Source organism: Paenibacillus marchantiophytorum (assembly GCF_014640555.1).
In the GTDB taxonomy this organism is placed as follows: Bacteria; Bacillota; Bacilli; order Paenibacillales; family NBRC-103111; genus Paenibacillus_E; species Paenibacillus_E marchantiophytorum.
Genome location: NZ_BMHE01000016.1, coordinates 67,531 through 86,323 on the forward strand (window position 1 = coordinate 67,531; position 18,793 = coordinate 86,323).

Here is an 18,793-nt window from a genome sequence, read left to right on the forward strand (position 1 = left end):
CTGCATGAATACCGTTCTGGTCGTAGATGATGATCTTAATATTTGCCGAATTACGAAGCTGTATTTGGAGAAGAGTGGCTATCTCGTGGTTACGGCCCATGATGGCGAGCAGGCGTTAACGCAGTTCGGGCAATTGGGCCCGGATTTCATCGTTCTTGATATTATGCTGCCCAAACGGGACGGCTGGTCGGTCTGTCAGATGATTCGGGCGAAAAGCGATGTGCCCATTCTGATGCTGACGGCAAGAGGTCACGTAGACGAGCGGATCGAGGGTTTGCAAATGGGCGCCGACGATTACTTGGTGAAACCTTTTGACCCGAATGAATTAGTGGCACGCGTCACTACGATTCTTCGCCGAACACAGCTTAGGACGGAAGCGGCCGCGCCTTCACACATCTATGAAGTCGGCAGCTTGCGCGTCGATGTGCTGTCTCACGAAGTCACCGTTGAAGGGCAGTCCGTAGCTTTGCCTAAGAAGGAGTATGAGCTGCTGCTATTTTTCATGCGCAATCCGAATCAAGTGTTCACGCGTGAAGATCTCATAGCGAAGATATGGGGTTGGGACTTCGAAGGCGAGGATCGGGTCGTCGACTTGTACATCAAACGCTTGCGGCAGAAACTGTCTGCCCTCACAGAGCGCAAAGATGACTGGGCCATCCGCACCGTCTGGGGCGTAGGATATAAGTTCGAGGGACCTGAAGGATGCTGAATTCCTTTTATAGAAAGCTATTATTTGTTTATATGTCGATCACCATTGTATCTATTCTGGCCATTTCCGGAACAATTGGCTATACCATGAATCAGCAGACGTATGAGCGCAGCGAGAAGCTTTTGTTGGAAAAGGTGGAGCAAGTGGATGAGCTGGCCAAAGGGTTGCTCGATGGTTCGACACTGTTGAAAGATTTCCGGAAGCAAATCAGTGCTATTGAGCGATCATCCAACGTCCGTGTTGCGGTAATTAAGCATCCCAAAGCGAATTTGGATAAAGTTCAATCCGTTGGCGAAACCCCTGCGCGCAAGGAATGGGTGGATAAAGTGCTGGCGGGTAATCAGGTAACGGTACGGAGCAATTTTTCGCAAAATAATGCGATCAGAATGCTTATCGTTGGACGACCGGTTGTTCAGGATAGCAGTGTTATTGGGGGCATTTTCCTATATACGCCGATTGTTAGCATTCAAGGGACTATTAATGGAATCAATAAGGCGATTTTTGTAACCGCGATATCCGTTGCTTTGTTGGCGATAGCGGTGTTGTATTTTGTTTCGAGACATTTTGTGAAGCCGATTCAGTTGATGAGTAAAACTGCGGAAGCCTTGGCATTAGGGGACTTCAGCGGGAGGGTTCCTGTCAGAGGCAAGGATGAAATCGCCTCATTATCGGGCTCCCTGAATCGGATGGCCGGTAAGCTGCAGAAGGTAGAAGCAGGGCGCAAGCGATTCCTTTCGGAAATCTCCCATGAGCTGCGGACACCGCTGACGACGATTCGCGCTTCCTTGCAAGGGATCACTGACGGGGTGGTGGAACCGGAAGATGCGAAGGAATTCATCGAAGTTTCCCTGCAAGAAACGCTGCGATTGAGCAGTTTGGTGGATGATCTGATGGAACTGTCATCTTTTGAGGAGAAGCAGGTGAAGCTGAATCTGCAAGCGATGGACGTCACGGAAGTCATCGGGTTTGTCGTGACGCAGCTCAAGATGAAGGCGAAAGGAAAAGACATCGAGCTGCATGCGCAGGCTGAGGAGCCTTACATGGTTATGGCAGATGCAGATCGGCTGCGGCAAGTGTTCATTAATTTGCTGGATAATGCCATCAACCATATTGATCAAGGAGCCCAAGCAGGGATTCGCGTGAAAAAGACCAAAAACGAGCGCTGGATCGAGGTCTGGGACAACGGTCCTGGTATCGCGCCGGAGAAGCTGCCGCATCTGTTCGATCGTTTTTATAAAGCGGATGAGAGCCGCAACATATCTGGTGCTGGTCTCGGTTTAACGATCTCTAAGCATATTATTAAAGCGCATGGCGGGTCGATAAGAGTTGAGTCCAAGCTTCAGGCGGGGACTGTTTTTAAAATTTTTCTGCCCGCTGCGAATGTTTCGCCGCATGACAAACTTATGACATAACTATCCAGTAAGATAGGGTTCGTAAGGTAAACATAGACGAAACGAATCGAGGCGTGATACTTATGTTGAAAAAGTTAACAAGCTTAGCATTGTTGGGTGCAATTGTTTTATCCGTTCCGGTGGCAGCCTTTGCCGAAAGCGCACAAGGAAGCAAGACAGCTGCGACAACAAGTACATCACATCCTCTGAAACAGCTGCTGCAAGATAAGGCGCAAGCGCTAGGCATAGCAACAGACGGCAAAACCAATGAGCAAATCAAAACCGAGATTAAAGCTGCGCTTGCGGCTCAAAAGGCGGAGCATTTGAACAAAGCAGCTGCGAAGCTAGGGATTAGCACGGAGGGCAAAACGACGGAGCAATTGAAAGCTGCCATCAAGGATGCGGCCGAAGCAAAGCTGAAAGAGAAGGCAGTGAAGCTAGGGATTAGCACGGAAGGCAAAACGACGGAGCAATTGAAAGCTGCCATCAAGGATGCAGTCGAAGCAAAGCTGAAAGACAAAGCAGTGAAGCTTGGGGTCAGCACGGAAGGCAAAACCAACAAAGATATCGAGGCTGAGCTGAAAGCAGCGGGTTTAACGAGGCTGAAAGAAAAAGCGGTCAAAGCGGGCATTGCAACCGATGGTTTGACAGCTAAAGAAATACGTGCAGCGTTAAAGGCTGGAAGAGAAGCTAAGCAAGCAACAGCTGTAAACAAGAAAGCAGCGAAGCTGGGCATCTCCACGGAAGGCAAAACGACAGCGCAAGTATTTGCTGAAGTTGAGAGTGCTTTGAAAGCGAAATGGGAGAAGAAAGCTCAGAAATAATTGGATTCGGAAACAAACCTCGAGGGTGATCTCGGGGTTTGTTTTTTTACCACAATTGTTTATGGGTTTGGGGTGAGCGAAGTTTTCCCCGTATTTACTGACGTCCACCGCAGACTTCGCTTTAGGGGTTTTTGGTCTCAGAGGGCATCTAATGAACTGTAGCATGCTTATAGACCGGAAAATAGCTACTTTGGCGATTTAATGAACTGGATTAACGCTATAGAGCAAATTTTAGGCGGGAAGGTGATCATTTGCTTGAAATAACAAATCAGGGATTCATTAGAATTTCAGAATGGGCGATTTTGACCGAATATAGGGTATTGAGTTCGTTGGGGGGCTTGGGTTTGCCTCAAGGTGCATGGACTGGATGACCTGCCGCAGGCTAGGTTTTTCTTAGTATGAGATGCGAATGTCCCTTGTTTGGGCATCGGGTGCGATGAAATCAAACAGCTGGGCAGCTTCGGCCTGGATAGCCGCTAGTTGTTCTTCCGCGATGGGTCGAAATAGCGTAATGGTCAAGGTGGCTGTTTGGCGCTTCTGTGCTACCGACCAAATACCGCAAACAAATCCGTCAACCAGCAGTGTGGCGCGAATGATGCCATTCTCAGTGAAGACCAGAGGCTTATCTTCATCTGCAAGGATGCGCGTGCGATCTTCGTAAGACAGGAGCATATTGTCGAACTCCGACAGAAAGCGCGGCGGGGCTGGGGCTGTTGGGTCCGGCCGCGGGGCGTCCGGGAGGTCGAACAGTTCCTGGCCTTGCTCATCGCGAAAGGTGAGCAAGCTCGGGCGCAGCTGCTCGATGATCTCGCGCAGCCGAGTAAGCCCGGACCATACCTGCATATCCTTGACGGATGCAGGTCCGAAGGCCGCCAAGTAGCGCAGCAGCATGGCGGCAAGGTCTGGGCCTTCGGCGAGCGGGCGGCCCAGCCAAGCCTCCGCCGTGGTGTGGGCGGCCTGGCCGCTGCTGCCCCAGATGCCGCGCGGCGGCACCTGAACAAGCGGCAAGCGGCAGCGCACCGCTTGCGATAAGGCTGTGGCATCGCTTTGCGGCCACAGGGCTTGCATGCGCTTGCCGAGCTCACTGAAGGTGAGCGGCTGCTGGTCCAGGAGCGCTCGCCCGGCGGCGGCGAGCGCGTCCAGATCCAGTTCGGCGAGTTTCTTGCCGAACGCGCCTTTCAAGCCGCGCTCCTGCACCGGCTGCAGGAGCGGGCGCAGCGTCACGCAGTCGTCTGCCGTGACGAGGTGGAGCGTTGAGCGCATGAGAGCGATGCGCACAACGCTCCGATCCATGAGGAGCTGCGACAACTCCTCATGCCGGAAGTGCTGCAGCCGAGTCCACAACGCCACGTAGGGTGGGTTAGGAGCCTGGGCCTGCAGCCCGACCAGATGCTCGACCGCTGCGCGAACGGGCAAGTTCGAGCGGATTAAGAGCAGTTGCCGAGCGAGCAGGGCTCGGTTTAGCGCTCGGGTGCTTAAAGTAAATGTCATAGGAACACGATCCTTTGATGGAGAGTAGTAAGTTCAGTATAGTGTGTGAACCCTGACAACTATCTGTCAGGGTTGAAGGAATTGCATCCATAAAGGAATTATAAAATTTCCTTAATACTCCTATCATTCCCTTTAAAATCTAGTATAATTACTAAAGTTTACTAGTTTTTTATACTCATCAGGGGGAATGGCAATGACAATACGTAAATCTCGATGGACCGTTTTTCTACTTATTTTGACAATGATGTTTAGCGTCATTATCCCCGTATCTGCTTCAGCAGATGCACAAACGAATCTCGGTGATACGCTAGATTCCTACGCTAAAACAGAGATTGATTCGCTTGTAGCCAAAGGCATTATTTCGGGCTACGCAGATGGCAGCTTTCAACCGCGTAAAGCGATCACGAGAGCAGAACTGGCCAAAATTCTTGTTCTTTCCTTAGGTCTGAAAGAAGATGCTGCGAAAGCAGAGTCTTTCAGCGATGTAAATACATCCAGTTGGTATCGTGGCTATGTCGGGGCTTTGGTGGCTTCTGGCATCACACAGGGAACCTCGCCAACGACCTTTGCACCAGATGCTAACGTGACGCGTGAAGAACTGGTTGTGTTCTTTATTCGTGCTTTTGGATTGGAGAAAACCGCCAGCCAATTGACGGCATCTGCCGCTTTTGCTGACAAAGAGCAAATTGCTGAATGGGCACAAGGGCATGTCGCCCTCGCTTCCCAAATCGGCTTTATCAGCGGCTCTGATGATGGAAATGGGAGCAGCCGGTTTAATCCCAAAGATAACGCTGAGCGCCAAGCTTTGGCAAGACTAGCCTATGAATTCACGCAGCATGCTTCTCAGTATGTAGATAAAGCGAAGAAATTGGCTGCAGCCCAGCACCCGTCTCCGATTAAATCGGTGTCTGTTGTGAACAACACGAGCGTAGAAGTGACATTTTCGTCCGAGTTGACGACGATTTCCAAAGAGGAATTTGCTTTTGATCAGGATCTAAAAGTAGTGGACATTGCCTTTAAAGCAGGCAGCAAATCCATTGTTGTTTTAACAACTTCCGCTCAAAAGAAGGATACTTCCTACAAGCTTTCATATAAGGGAGTAGCCGTAGATCAAGTTTTGATTGGCGCAGAAGCCGCATTCTTTGGCGGCGGTGGTGGTGGTGGTGGTTTTGGCGGAGGCGGAGCGCCTGCAGCGCCCACAGTGGCTCAGCAGCTAGCTAGCGGCAAGGCATTAACTTCAATTACCATTAGTGCTTCTGGTACATATGGTCCAACGAGCGGTGCAACAACTGTTGAAAATCTAACCGTTGATCCGGGTCCAACCGGTGAAGTTACGCTTAATAACATTACTGTGCAAAATTTAGAAATTCGCTCTGGAGCTGTTAGCTCGATTAAATTATTAAATACGCTTGTTCATTTACTTAGAGTAAATGCGATAAATAATGGAAATCAAGTCGTGCGTGTTGTTGTCTTAGGCAGGACTGTCGTCACAGATACAGAAGTGAGTTCTCAGGCTGTTCTAGAATCCTCCGCTATGGATGGAACCCTGGGGAGAATCAAGATTCTTTCCGCGGCAACAGGAAAAGAAGTTAGATTTAGAGGGAATATTGACGGGGAAATCACTGTGGAGGCGCCGGATACGACGATTCAGATTGATCCTCCAAGCGTAGGCAATGCGCTTCCAACCGTAATCAAATCCTTAAAATTGAAAAGCGGATTAACAGGTACACGACTCCAACTCGGAGCGGGGACTAACTTAAAAGCAATTACGACGGATACGACTATTGCGCTTACTGGTGATCCTGAGACCGTATGGAACCTATCTAAAAATAATCCGATGTTGGAAGTTGGTAATCAAGTCAAATCAGAGGCAATTAAGCTTGCAAATCAAGCGATTCAAACGGTTATTGGCTACGGTTCAGATATTTCTGCTCACAGGGATAAAATAACTTTAGCTGAAAATGCAGTGGCAACAGCCAAGAAATTTGGAGCTTTTGATTTTGAGATTACTGGTCAATATGATCTTGAAAGAATTTCATTCGAAGAACAAGTGAAAGACGTGCAATTACAGTTCCAAGGAGAGGACTTAGCTTCTTCAGTTACACAAGCCTTTACCTTCCCGCAATTAAGTGGCATGGAAATAACAACTATTTGGCGTACAGATCGGCCAGATCTTGTTTCTCCATTTGGTCCAATTAAGAGACCGGCATCGGGAGCAGGAGATGCAGCGGTAAAAGTAATAGCTAGTTTTTTCAAGAAATCCTTCTCGATAAATAAGTATTTCGATATTACGGTCAAACAATATAAGGCTGAGGTTAAAAGCATGATAAGCTTACGTGATGATTTGGTTTTGGTTGAATTCAATCATCCTGTAGCGAATTCCAATTCAGCAGACTTCCAGTTCGATAATGGACTGCAAGTCCAGAAAGTTTCACAGTACCCACAATTGACTCAGTATGCTTTGTTAACGGTAAACACTCAAAAAAGTGGAACGACTTACAACGTTTCTTATAAACAGGAGAATACTCAAGTATCTTTCGTAGGAAATGTAACAAACACTTGCTCATCGACAACATGCCCTATGCCGATTTCTGCACCAGTAGCACAGATTCCCTTGCCGGGTGTCAACGTTCCGGGTATTGTAGGGGGATTTGTCTATGAACAGACGGAATCATCAGGGTTGCGGGGGATTTCGAATACAACCGTAGAACTTGTTGGAACCAATTTAACAACTCAAACGAATGCAGTTGGATTTTATAGTTTTGATCAGATTACACCAGGTACACCATATTCCATTTCTGTCTCTAAGGGAAAAGAATATTCAAGATATGAGACTAATAAGTTTACCATCGCTTCAGGAGAACCTTTCCAAGTTGTGGGAATCTACCTACATACAGCACCTAAACCTGTTACAGATTTAAAAGTCCAAAATATTGGCTCAACAGCCACATCTATTTGGTGGAATCTGGGCTGGCGTGATCCGGAAGTTAAAACTACGTACAAAATTTATAAAAATGGTGTAGAAGTAGCTGTTTTTCCACTGGCAGTTATGTATAGTCTGGGTGTGTTAGAGCCAAATAAGGACTATACGTATGGAGTTAAAGTCTGCAATGATGTAGGTTGCTCAGCATCAACCGAAATTTCGTTTAAGACACCTCTGGCTCTACAGATTGATGCGATTAAACCTTATAATTCAGTATCTAACGAGGTGTATGGAGACCTTGTAAAATTATCGACTGGCTTAAATCAGTATGTAATGCCTAAAGCTTCACGTTCAGCAAATTTCTTATTACTAAAGCTGAGGGATGACGATGTATTTGCTGCAGGTGTTTCTTCGCTTAAGGGAACATTAGACATTTCAGGCGTAAAAATTGGGGTATTTGGTTCACCTAATGGACCAACAGCTGAAACTATTACGATCAATGGTGAAACATATTTTAAAATGAATATTACGAACGAGCCTAACCCGTTCGTAGGTGCAAATTCATATTATATTAGTGGATTAAAGTATATGATTTCTGGTCAATTAAATCAGGTGCAAGATTCACAATTTACGATTACGTTTGAATAAATGGTGAAAAGGCCCATCCCCGCCACCCGGCCGGGATGGGCCTTTTAGTTGTCCCCACGCTCGCGGAAAGGTAAAATATAGGAAAACAACGGCAGGTGAGGAACAACGATGATCAACATCGGCCTATCCGGCCTGTCGATTGTATATCCTTGATGGATCGAGTCGCAACAATCCCGTTTGAATCGTTCATACAAGTTGTAGGCGAGCAGTTTAACGAGAAAGTCAATCTCGTTCGCTTGCTTGAAGTGGTTTTCCATGCAACAGCGTTGATTATTGAACCGCCACACTCCAGATTAGTCACAATGGCCTCGTAGTGCCTGCGGTATCCAGAACCATACGGGATTGACCATCCTCGACCACCTATGTTTTACGAATAACGGCAACGCGGCGAGGTGTCTTCCAAGAGGTTGTCTTGAAGCAGGCGGCATCCGTCGAAGAGTGAGTATTACCGGCTCGGAGAACCGCATTTAAACAAATCTGGGACTGCCCTTTAAAAGCCAGTAACGGATGTTAACTTTTACGGCCAGGTTTGTGAGAAGTCGTTTCTTTGCGGCATAGGCTTGATGACCTTAGACCGTTTCCAATGTTGAGTCTAAATCGACAATGAGCTCTGAAGGTAGGACGGGACGAATGCCTTAATGATTTAATCTCCTTAAGCCCAAACGCAGGGTGGGACAGTTTTGCGTAAATGTACGAGTTCCTTGTACAGCAAAGAATGGTGGGGACAGCGTCCACCTAGAAGGCGTTTGATAAGCGGATCGTGCTGTAGCTTGCGAAAGTAAAAGAGTCGCTCGCAGCCGACAATCCATTCGGCGATTGTATAAAGCAGGATGTGGTGTGCCGGAATAGGGAGTTATTCTTCTCAACACCGGAAATGCGCTGAAGCGCCGAGGAAAGATTGATTTTTCGAGGTATACTAAGAACACTTTCATTCTACCGAAGCTAGTTGCATGTTGTAGCGTAAATTTGGACTTGAGTTTGTTGATAGGAGTGGTACACTTCACATTAAAGGTGCTCCTCTCTTTGGCGATGTTGTCTTGGAAAACACCTTCCTACCAAAGATTTGGAGCACTTTTCATATTTTTTATAGAGTGATACTTTCGAAATTCAGGTTTAAATAGCAATAACAATCGTATACGACAGCATTTCAGGGGGCGAAGCGTCAGTTGACATTATTTATCCCAGGGTACACGTACCCCGAAAAATCCAGCTATTATCCGCAATAGGACTAAAATAACTCCAATTACAATAATAAAAGTGAGTAAGTTCGACATAAAATTTTTATTTTTCATACAAGCATGTTCCTTTCAATAAAAAAGTTGCTCCCGGGTGCGTTTTAAACGATTGACTAACTTTGGCTTGTTTTTCAATAGCACAACGAAATGACCTTTCACTTGCACAACAATGAAGAACGACGAATTTTGGAAAGAAAATCCCAACTTCAAGTTAACTTCAAATTCAACATTATCTAAGTAGATTACTTTGCTGTACCAAGATATACTAGTTATGCAGCAGAAATTGGGTTAGTAGATATCTCTTTTTGAAAATACAATTAGAGCTGTTGTGATGAATATGAGAAAATAAAGAAATAATATAAAAATTGAAAAAGTAATTGTAATTCCCTCAATAATTGGAATTTGACCGGGTAAGTACTGCTTTAAATTAAGATGTGGAAATAAAAGAAACCTGAACCAAGAATACTTTGCTAGAAAGTTATTCGCCACTGAACCACCTAGCCAAAGAACGATAGACGACGTAATGGATATGGTAACATTTTTGAAAAGCACCGCAAACATGAAAGAAAGTGAAGTTAGCAGTACTATCTCAATTAAACCAAATAAATATGCTGTAAGCGTATATTCCATGACATTTCTTTCTACTACTTCTCCTACACTATTCAAGACAAGTTCAACAGAACCTTGACCATTTCCAGAAAAAGCTATATATCCAACACCAAAAGAAATTGCAAATAAGAATAATAAAAAACCAGTACTAATAACAACTATGGTGAGATATTTAGATAGGAGTATTTTCCAACGTTTAAAAGGTCTTATCATCAACTGCTTTATTGTGCCAAATGAATATTCGTTTGCAATTATATTTGCTGTCTGTATAACCATAAATACTATAATTAAACCTATAAAAATTTGAGCATCGTAGGCAAACTTCCACGTTGTTTGTACTCCATAAGGTATATTTCTTTCAATTGAATAATTTAGTATCTTTAAATTGTCTTCATAGATTGATAGATTAACTTCGTTTATTTTCCTTTTTTTTTCATCTTCTCTATTTTCATCAATTTCTTTAATTGCTTTTTCTTTATTTGATTCTGCCCGCTCAATTTGTTCCCTTGCATTCTTTCTCCAATCGTGATTTGTTTCAGTGTTTGAAAATACTGCACAACCTCCAACCAATGCAGTCAGTAATATAAGCATAACAATTGTTTTAAACTGATAGATGATCTTAACATTCTCATTATGTACAAGCTTAATTAAACTGAGAATCCTCATCATCGAATTGTATTCCCTCCTACTAAACTTAAATAATGGTCTTCGAGAGTCCTTCTTTGTTCAATTATTTCAAATACCTGTATTCCCTCCAAAAAGAGAATCTCGTTAATTGTTGGTATTTCTTCTCGTTTTACATTGACATACAAACCATTTCCCTCCACGTCAAAAGAAAATCCTCGCTCTCGTAGTAGAACCCTAGCTTTACTAATGTTCTCATGATTTCCCATGTCATAAAAATATCTTGATTGAGCGCTTTTTTCATTCATTGAATAGATATTAATAAGCTCACCCTGCTTTAAGATAGCAAATCTGTCACACATTAATTCCATTTCTGAAAGAAGATGACTTGAAACAATAATAGTCACTCCTTCTTCAATAGCCAGCTTCTTCAAATAAGTTCGCATTTCATGAATGCCTTCAGGATCAAGCCCATTAGTTGGTTCATCAAGTATAAGTATTTTGGGTTTATGCAGTAAAGCCAGAGCGATTCCTAGTCGTTGACGCATCCCTAAAGAATATGTCTTTACTTTATCATGAATTCTATTATCAAGCCCGACCAGTTTTACCGCCTCATGAATACAATTCTTTGGTAGCGTATTGTACATTCTTGAGAATAATTCAAGATTTTTATAACCGCTTAGATATTTATATAAATCAGGAGTTTCGACTATTGCACCTATTTCCCTTATGGCCTCCTCAAATTCAGTAGTTATATTCTTCTCATTCAAAATTATTTCACCTGAAGTAATCCTTACCAAGCCAACAATCATTCTTATAATAGTTGTTTTGCCAGCGCCATTAGGCCCTAATAGTCCAAATACTTCACCTTTTTTAACTTCCAAATTTAAGTTTTTTATAACTTTGTGATTACCCACAATTTTAGTTAAATTTTTAATTTCAATCATCGTATTTCCTCCTTCCCACATTAACATTACCCTTTAATAAATATCATGTTTAATTTCGCTAATACCCAGAGAGACTTTCTTTACAAATAATTTCCAAGCCTTTGCCCCAGTTATCAAGAATAACAGTGACAATATGAATCTTAAAACTAAATATCCAGAAATATTAAACATTACATAATATTCTCCATAAAGTAATAGACTCCAAAGCGAAAGAGAAAAGATAAGCAAAAGAAATATCTTTAAACTTATACGAAAATCCACTTGTATCCCCGAAGTTTCAAATCTGGCTTCTTTCAACAGAGTAGAAATGCAAAACACCGAGCACAATACTAGCGTTATTAACGACCATAGTATTGAAAATAAAATATCTATTAGCGACCACTTATGAACGATAAATAACGTAATTTCAACCAAAAACAAAATAGGAAAAGTTATTAATAACACTGTTAAGACCTTTTCTTTTAATATATCTATATACTTAATTGGAGAGTTATACAGTAAATAAAAGCAACCACCCTCTAAAACAATAACCCTGAAAGACAATGAAAGTGCAATCCAAATTAACAGAAATGCAAGTAAGGAATAAACTCCTAGTTTACTTTGTATGGAATCGAATTTATACTCGTAGAGCAAACAAAGGAATATAGGAAATACTACTCCTTTCCAATTTTCGAAACTTCTGAACAAGTAGCGTATATCTTTTTGTGAAATGCTAGGGAGATACTGAATGAATAATTGAGAAAGTAATTTCTTTTTACTTGATATTCTACTGTCTTCTTTCCCTATTTCTTTCGATTCCACCAACATGCCATTAATTAATGCCTTGATAGTTAAAAAGTATGCAATTCCAAATATTGCTATGCTTATTAACGAAATCTTTAAAAAACATGTTATATAAAACCGAATTTCTGACTCAGACAAAAAATTAGCATATAGTTCAATGGGAATTAATAAAAACTTGTAAATAGGTGTCTTTGTCTCGAAAATCTGAGTCAGTTGTGATGAAAAGAAAATTATTATTATATAAACAATTGCAGTAATAACTCCAGATAACGTTAGTACAGTGCTCTTTATATTTTTACCACGGGACACCCAAAATGAAATAACTATAAGAATTTTCAGAAGAGAAACAATAATAATATTTATTGGAAGTAATCCAATAATACAGAACAGTAAGGATAATATAGTAATATTTCCTGAGAAAACAAGCGTAACAAGTAGGGGAAGGTACAGCAAATAATATACCTTAAATAAATTCAACAGAGCTTCAACATATCTAATCAATACAACAGCACTATGTGATATAGGAATATAAAGGAGTATCTCCCTGTCTAATGATTCAAAGTATTGCTGATATATTACATTAAAAGTCTTGGGAATGCTTATTATCATTAGGATTGAAAAAACGCTAAGAGTTACAATTGTTTTATTATCCTGCGCTGAAAACTTTAGTAAAAAGTAAGAACAAACGGATACAATTAAAAAAAGTATCATGTAGCCAGCAACAGTGCCGGCATTTTCTTCAATTTTATTCTGCTTAAGACGGTTTATTTGCAAACTTACTCTTAACCTTAAATAACTTATTAACACTTCACTTGCCCTCCTGCAAATCCGCTGTTATTTCCAAAAAAGCTTCTTCTAAAGACGAATCTTTCCCCATACTTTCTTTCAGTTCAGAAAGGGTACCAGTAAATAATATTTTCCCCTTGTTAATTATAGTAATTAAGTCACAAAGCTTTTCAGCGACCTCCAGAATATGTGTAGATAAAAAAATAGTGGCACCAGCTTGCTTTCTTTCTAGTATGATGTCCTTTAAAACTTTAATTGATTGTGGATCAAGGCCGTCAGTTGGCTCATCAAGAATAAGTACTTTAGGTTTATGTATCAACGCTCCTAGTAAGGATGCTTTTTTTTTCATTCCGTGAGAATAACTTTGAATGTAATTATCCGCTTTTTCAGTTAAGTCAAATTTTTCAAGAAGTTCACAAATCTCATCTTCAAGTTTAGATGAGTTTTTTACTCCATATAAGTTTGCCATAAATCTTAAAAACTCTCTGCATGTTAGTTTCTCGTAGACATTAGCTTTATCTGCGGAATAACCAATAAGTTTTTTTGCGTGCATAGGTTGAGTGTGTACGTCGAATCCATTGATTTTTATATATCCCGTATTCGGTCTAAGCATGCCAGTAACTAACTTAATTGTAGTTGTTTTCCCTGCTCCATTCTTTCCGAGAAATCCCAAAATAGTACCACTCGGAACATTAAGCTTATCTATATCTACTACTTTAAATTTATCATATATTTTTGTAACTTTTTCTATTGTTAACATATTAGATCGTCCCACCTATTATTTAAAATAATTAATTTAAACCTAGATTTTGCACTGTTTAATTCTTTCGGTTCAACAGCAAACTTTAGGTATAATTTAGATTATACACTATAAAATGACAAAAGAGCGAAAAATTCTTTTTTAGGAATTTCTCGCTCTTTCGTTTTTAAAAAATTGATTTAGTAACCGAAAAACGCCTTTAATTCGTCAGTTATCCAATTGATAAAATCAACAACATCGTTAAATAGAGCAAGTACTGTAGCGATTTTCAACCAATTATCTTTTACCCATTGCACCCCTGCACTGCCATACTTCCAAATGACACTAAAGGCAGAAGTAATAAAACTGATGGCTTTTGAACCTGCACCTGAAATGAATCTAAGTAGTGCTGCTAATGCTGCAACCAATGCGCTCACCCTTTTCCATTTTTAGATTCAGTAATTGTGCACAATTAGTTGAATATCCCAATTTTTGGGCATTGTCTCGACAAATGTAATTTTAATCCTATTTATAACTCAAGTAAAAGGTCGAAATCCGTAGATTTATCGGATATTTCAATAGTTTCCTTATTTTTCCTTTAATTATCTTTGGTTTCCTTTAAATTTCATTTATTTCAAAATAATGTATTTTTTGTATATTAAGTGTTTGAACCTGATTCTGTGAGAAATATTATGAGTTCATCTTATATAGTTCCAAATTCATGCTAGTATACGATCCTGAAATAATATAGCTGCTAAAAGTGTGATTATGGCATACTCACAATAGACATATTCCAACGGAGAGATACGATGCCATTTCAATCAAAAAAAGAGAAACTGATCCTTACTGTTGGCATGCTCCAGAAAATCAGCTAGGCACGAACAGAAGAAAACCGACTTGTTGAGAGCGCGCATGCTGCTTAGCTATGCAGATGGCCTGAGCATACCCCAGTTGGACCTGAGCGTTCTCTTTTGCCTGCCTGAAACTCATGGCCAATCATGTTCGAGAGAATGCATGTAAAGAGAGACATGATTGTTTGGTCCGATGTCATCAATCAGCGTATCCCGGCTACTAATGGCGCAAGAGTTGCAGCCCCTTTGTGATGTATATTTGCCCTACGATGAAAGGACAGGCATTCAAGCGATCGAGAGTAAAGCGGACGATTTACCACCAGTAACTGGAAAACATCCGAAGAATGGCCATGATCCTGAATATAAGCATCACGGCACACTATGTCATCTTGCAGGCATTGATTTAGTCACAGGTGAAGTTATTGGATCCGCAGAGGAACGTCACCGGAGCTGTGAGTTCTTCAATTTTCTAACTATAAGCCTGAATTGCGCATTCAGATTATCTTGGATAACCACTCCCACATATCTCCCAAAAAACGAATGATTACTTAGAGGACCTTCCAGATCGGTTTGATCTTACTTTTGCTCCCAAGCAAGGGTTTAGAGGAATGTCATTGATTCCTTCTTTGAAGAAATGACAAAACAAATGCTTCGCTATCTTAGGGTTAAATCGAAAGTAGAACTCAAACAATAGATTGAACTTTACCCCAAAGAAGTCAACGAGGATCCTGTAACTTTTCGCCAGAAATACGGTTTGGAAGGGTAACTTACAGTTTCGTTATCTCCAGGATCAACTACTAGTTGCTTTCGCGTAATCCAACGATCACACCATACCCTTCTTGGCCCGGATGAGGAAAGATAGGATTGTAGCAGTCTCTGCCCAAGAGAGTAAGAGAGACAACAACCTCTATTAATAGTCGTCAAAAGACGATACATAGATATCCAATGTCACTTAGGAAAGAACATCTATGGTAAGTTTAGCTATCGTAGCTTGCAGTTGGCGTGCGGGATCAGGTGTTTCTTCCAAAAGAATTGGTTGCTACTGAGGTGATATGGGGCTGTATCTGGGTGCTGGAAAAGTGTGGGGCTGGATGGAACCCTCGAGTCTGCAAGTAGACCGGGAACACTTTGTCTTTGCGAAAGGTTTCGGTAGGGTCAAAGTCTAACTTGCTTTGGGAGTAAATGGTGCTGTCATCTTTTATCCATCGGATGCATCATTTCCTTTCATACACCTTTGAATTTTACTAACAGCATTCACCTATACAGGGGAAATCAAAAGTAGTTTATAGCCAATTCTCCCCTAATACTCCCTTTTTCGTTTCCGAATCCGATAACTCTACCACTGTTATTGAGAGGATAGTAGTTGCGATATTGTATAATGAATTCCTTGTCAAATAAATGTATGCTAAAGTGGTAATAAAAAATATTGCAAAGATCTCTTACACGAAAACACATCTTGTTATCGACAGTTATTGCCATGTAAGATGCGTCTTGGTATGGAGGATCCCTATGGACAAATATGAATACAAAACTTTAAAATTTGCAACAACAGGATTTTCTGGAGGGGACTTGGAGATTGGGAAATTCGATTTAGAGTTAAACAAATTGGGCGAGCTCGGATGGAGTTTAATTTCATGCTTCGATACTAACATGATTCAAGGAGCTTCTAGATTGGTTATCGCTGTTTTTCAAAGGAAAATTTGAAATCAGGGTTCCATCATAGCTGCTCTTCATCTTCATAGTGGATTAATGGTGGATAAGTAAGGCCGAGAGCCCATACGTGCCTGTTCCGGCATAGGCTTTCGGCGTCTGCTGTTTGGCCAACTCAATTGTGTATGACCCCAATACATTTATTACTATCCGAGTTTAGGAATTATAGCAGCAGGCTCCAACAAGGACCCAGACACGTTCTTTTTTAGGGACCGATGCTGTTTTTTTGTTAATGAGTTAAAGAATTGCATTTTGAACCCCTCCTTTGTCAAGATAGGAATTATATATCTTACTTTTCTGAGAAATAGATGAGATTTGGGAGGAGGATTCATTATGATCAACATCGGCCTATCCGGCTGGGGCGACCACGAACTAGGCGGCAGCAGAGGCAAGCTGCGTGAATACGGCGCTCATTATCCAATCGTGGAGCTAGATAGTTCATTCTACGCGATACAGCCAGAACGCAACTATCTCAAATGGCTGCAAGAAACACCCGATAATTTCAGCTTCATTATTAAAGCCTACCAAGGCATGACCGGGCATCTGCGGGGCGAGAGCCCTTTTGAAGGCGGGATCGATCAGATGTTTGAGGTGTTCATGCAGTCTATTCGGCCGGTTCAAGAAGCGGGCAAGCTCAAGGCTGTGCTGTTCCAGTACCCGCCTTGGTTCGATTGCACGAAGCCGAATGTGGCTGTTCTTCGCGACGCCAAAGCGAGAATGGGCGATGTTCCTTTAGCGCTCGAATTTAGACATCAGAGTTGGTTCACGGAAGATATGCGGGAGAAGACTCTGAGCTTTATGCGCAGTGAGGGCTGGATGCACAGCATCTGCGATGAGCCGCAGGCAGGGATTGGCTCGGTGCCGACCGTGCTTGAGGTGACGCATCCGGAGATGACGATGGTTCGTTTCCATGGCCGCAATGTCGGCGGCTGGGTGCAAAATAGCGAGACGAATTGGCGTGAGGTCAGGTATTTGTATAACTACAATCAGCGGGAATTGCAGGAATGGAAGGGATGGCTGCTGGAGCTGCAAAAGCAAACGCGGGAGGTTTGTGTGATCTTCAATAACAATTCCGGAGGACATGCGGCTGGGAATGCGAAGGAACTCATGGAGATGCTGGGGGTTGATTACGAGGGCTTGGCGCCGAGGCAGCTGGATTTGTTTTGATGAGTAGAAATAGCCAAGAACCTTAAATTTAAGTTTAAGGTTCTTGGCTAGACCAAACAAATTCATTTATTTAAACCAATCATCCCTACCCCCATCAAGCAAGGAAGCAGAAGTACTGCGAAACAAAAATTGATATGTTCCTTCCGTTTGAGGATTAATGATAAACTTTACCTTCGAGACTCCCTCTAGAGGCTTGCTTATAAATTCATTCATGTAAGTTTTCTCGCTAGTAGCTTTATCATAAAAGACACGTTTCCCTTTGGGATTCCAAATCTCAACCATTAAATCTCCGGATTGCAACTCGATCAGAAAATTGGTTTTTAAATGAAAGAAAAAAGTCCGGTCTACCGAGATACTTTTCTCTATTACTTTGAATTGTCGTTGTTTTTGTCCTCCGGATAAATGCTTAACCTTGCTATGAAGAAGTTCTTCGATTCCTAGCTTGTTTAAATAATGCCGCGCTTTCTCCTTGCATTCTCTTTTACTCATATTCAGTTCTATAAAAGGAAGCGTTACATTATCGTATACGCTATAGTTTGTAAGCAACGCATAGTGCTGAAAGATAAAACTCACAACGCGATTTTGAATTTCGACAAGCTGTTTATCTTTTAAACCAACCGTAGATTTTCCTGGAATTTTGCATTCACCTTTTGTTGTTGTATCCATACAGCCCATAATGTTAAGAAGTGTTGTTTTCCCTGAACCGGAAGGGCCTATGACAGCAACAAAATCATCAAGGGCCGTCAAGGAATTCTGGGAATTGCCGTATATCTTAGATACGTGGACAAGTTCAATTGCCGCCATTAGGCTTCTCCTCCTTGAATTAACGTGTATGGTGACCTTTTATAGATAAACCAGATCGGGTATATAACGGAAAATAAGGTAAGGCTTGAGGCAATAACAAGCAATTTAAAGACAATGCCAATACCAAATAATTCCAATATTGATGAATTGTAAATAGTACTCCATATGCTATTAGAGTAATAATTCCAAATTCCCCCCACAATAGCACTAAGCATAATGGACGAACACTTCGGTTATGATCGTTCTGGCTATACGAATGATGGATTCACCATAAACTTTCCTTTCTCCAAATTCATAAAATCTGGCTCGGATGGAGGATAGACTAGAGGTTATAATTCCAAGGGGATTGTGTCAGTGGGGCCAAGCATGAAATCTGTTTTTGAAAAGGTGGTTCCTGAATCCAGTTTGATCTTCGTGCTATGGAACAAGGAATCATCTAAAAACACCATATAGGAGAGTTTCTCTTGTCCTCTTAGTACCGTGTTTTTATACAATTCCCGATTTTTCAAACCTAGCAAAAAAAATTGCGCAGTAGAAAAAGACCCGTGTCCG

Annotated in this window: 13 protein-coding genes and 1 pseudogene; 6 read left to right on the forward strand and 8 right to left on the reverse strand. The window is 41.8% G+C overall.

All coding sequences use genetic code 11. The annotated features are described in order from the left end of the window. The first annotated feature begins 4 nt into the window (after positions 1-4). From IEY34_RS16740 to IEY34_RS16750, 3 genes are all read left to right on the forward strand, one after another. On the forward strand, positions 5-709 hold the full coding sequence (locus tag IEY34_RS16740) for a response regulator transcription factor (protein WP_189013174.1): 705 nt from the start codon (positions 5-7) through the stop codon (positions 707-709). Further along, on the forward strand, positions 703-2,121 hold the full coding sequence (locus IEY34_RS16745; protein WP_189013176.1) for a sensor histidine kinase: 1,419 nt from the start codon (positions 703-705) through the stop codon (positions 2,119-2,121). The genes IEY34_RS16740 and IEY34_RS16745 overlap by 7 nt, the downstream gene beginning before the upstream one ends. A gap of 62 nt (positions 2,122-2,183) precedes the next feature. Next, positions 2,184-2,924 carry a hypothetical protein gene (locus tag IEY34_RS16750; RefSeq protein WP_189013178.1) on the forward strand — a complete coding sequence of 247 codons (741 nt, stop codon included), beginning with the start codon at positions 2,184-2,186 and terminating at the stop codon, positions 2,922-2,924. Positions 2,925-3,317: 393 nt separating this feature from the next. On the opposite strand, the gene IEY34_RS16755 is transcribed toward IEY34_RS16750, so the two are convergent. Then, complete coding sequence (locus IEY34_RS16755; protein WP_189013180.1) at positions 3,318-4,415, reverse strand: winged helix DNA-binding domain-containing protein; 1,098 nt, start codon at positions 4,413-4,415, stop codon at positions 3,318-3,320. 193 nt (positions 4,416-4,608) lie between these two features. Here IEY34_RS16755 and IEY34_RS16760 point away from each other — a divergent pair, with 193 nt between their 5' ends. Then, complete coding sequence (locus IEY34_RS16760) at positions 4,609-7,986, forward strand: S-layer homology domain-containing protein (RefSeq protein WP_189013182.1); 3,378 nt, start codon at positions 4,609-4,611, stop codon at positions 7,984-7,986. Between the two features lie 173 nt (positions 7,987-8,159). Here IEY34_RS16760 and IEY34_RS38135 read toward each other — a convergent pair. The 6 genes and pseudogenes from IEY34_RS38135 to IEY34_RS16790 form a co-directional block, all read right to left on the reverse strand. Then, positions 8,160-8,990: pseudogene (locus IEY34_RS38135) on the reverse strand (transposase family protein); the annotation flags it as partial. 519 nt (positions 8,991-9,509) lie between these two features. Then, positions 9,510-10,499 carry a DUF2705 family protein gene (locus tag IEY34_RS16770; RefSeq protein ID WP_189013186.1) on the reverse strand — a complete coding sequence of 330 codons (990 nt, stop codon included), beginning with the start codon at positions 10,497-10,499 and terminating at the stop codon, positions 9,510-9,512. Next, positions 10,496-11,401 carry an ABC transporter ATP-binding protein gene (locus tag IEY34_RS16775; protein ID WP_229757691.1) on the reverse strand — a complete coding sequence of 302 codons (906 nt, stop codon included), beginning with the start codon at positions 11,399-11,401 and terminating at the stop codon, positions 10,496-10,498. The genes IEY34_RS16770 and IEY34_RS16775 overlap by 4 nt, the downstream gene beginning before the upstream one ends. A 33-nt stretch (positions 11,402-11,434) precedes the next feature. After that, entirely contained in the window at positions 11,435-12,991 is a 1,557-nt protein-coding gene (locus tag IEY34_RS16780; RefSeq protein ID WP_189013190.1) for a permease-like membrane multi-spanning protein, read from the reverse strand. A gap of 1 nt (position 12,992) precedes the next feature. Then, on the reverse strand, positions 12,993-13,730 hold the full coding sequence (locus IEY34_RS16785; protein WP_189013192.1) for an ABC transporter ATP-binding protein: 738 nt from the start codon (positions 13,728-13,730) through the stop codon (positions 12,993-12,995). Positions 13,731-13,909: 179 nt separating this feature from the next. Continuing rightward, complete coding sequence (locus IEY34_RS16790) at positions 13,910-14,137, reverse strand: hypothetical protein (RefSeq protein WP_189013194.1); 228 nt, start codon at positions 14,135-14,137, stop codon at positions 13,910-13,912. A gap of 1,932 nt (positions 14,138-16,069) precedes the next feature. Between IEY34_RS16790 and IEY34_RS16795 the strand changes: the two genes are divergently transcribed. Continuing rightward, on the forward strand, positions 16,070-16,264 hold the full coding sequence (locus IEY34_RS16795) for a DUF4177 domain-containing protein (protein WP_189013196.1): 195 nt from the start codon (positions 16,070-16,072) through the stop codon (positions 16,262-16,264). 339 nt (positions 16,265-16,603) lie between these two features. Next, positions 16,604-17,437 (forward strand): DUF72 domain-containing protein, encoded by an 834-nt coding sequence (locus tag IEY34_RS16800; protein ID WP_189013198.1) that lies wholly within the window; start codon positions 16,604-16,606, stop codon positions 17,435-17,437. Positions 17,438-17,503: 66 nt separating this feature from the next. On the opposite strand, the gene IEY34_RS16805 is transcribed toward IEY34_RS16800, so the two are convergent. Continuing rightward, positions 17,504-18,241 carry an ABC transporter ATP-binding protein gene (locus tag IEY34_RS16805; RefSeq protein ID WP_189013201.1) on the reverse strand — a complete coding sequence of 246 codons (738 nt, stop codon included), beginning with the start codon at positions 18,239-18,241 and terminating at the stop codon, positions 17,504-17,506. Between the last annotated feature and the right edge of the window lie 552 nt (positions 18,242-18,793).

Bases quoted from the DNA above. Each gene is read 5' to 3' on its own strand.
- IEY34_RS16805 (WP_189013201.1), bottom strand. From the start codon at position 18,241: ATGGCGGCAATTGAACTTGTCCACGTATCTAAGATATACGGCAATTCC.
- IEY34_RS16750 (WP_189013178.1), top strand. From the start codon at position 2,184: ATGTTGAAAAAGTTAACAAGCTTAGCATTGTTGGGTGCAATTGTTTTA.
- IEY34_RS16760 (WP_189013182.1), top strand. From the start codon at position 4,609: ATGACAATACGTAAATCTCGATGGACCGTTTTTCTACTTATTTTGACA.
- IEY34_RS16770 (WP_189013186.1), bottom strand. From the start codon at position 10,499: ATGATGAGGATTCTCAGTTTAATTAAGCTTGTACATAATGAGAATGTT.
- IEY34_RS16745 (WP_189013176.1), top strand. From the start codon at position 703: ATGCTGAATTCCTTTTATAGAAAGCTATTATTTGTTTATATGTCGATC.
- IEY34_RS16775 (WP_229757691.1), bottom strand. From the start codon at position 11,401: ATGATTGAAATTAAAAATTTAACTAAAATTGTGGGTAATCACAAAGTT.
- IEY34_RS16740 (WP_189013174.1), top strand. From the start codon at position 5: ATGAATACCGTTCTGGTCGTAGATGATGATCTTAATATTTGCCGAATT.
- IEY34_RS16755 (WP_189013180.1), bottom strand. From the start codon at position 4,415: ATGACATTTACTTTAAGCACCCGAGCGCTAAACCGAGCCCTGCTCGCT.
- IEY34_RS16795 (WP_189013196.1), top strand. From the start codon at position 16,070: ATGGACAAATATGAATACAAAACTTTAAAATTTGCAACAACAGGATTT.
- IEY34_RS16785 (WP_189013192.1), bottom strand. From the start codon at position 13,730: ATGTTAACAATAGAAAAAGTTACAAAAATATATGATAAATTTAAAGTA.
- IEY34_RS16800 (WP_189013198.1), top strand. From the start codon at position 16,604: ATGATCAACATCGGCCTATCCGGCTGGGGCGACCACGAACTAGGCGGC.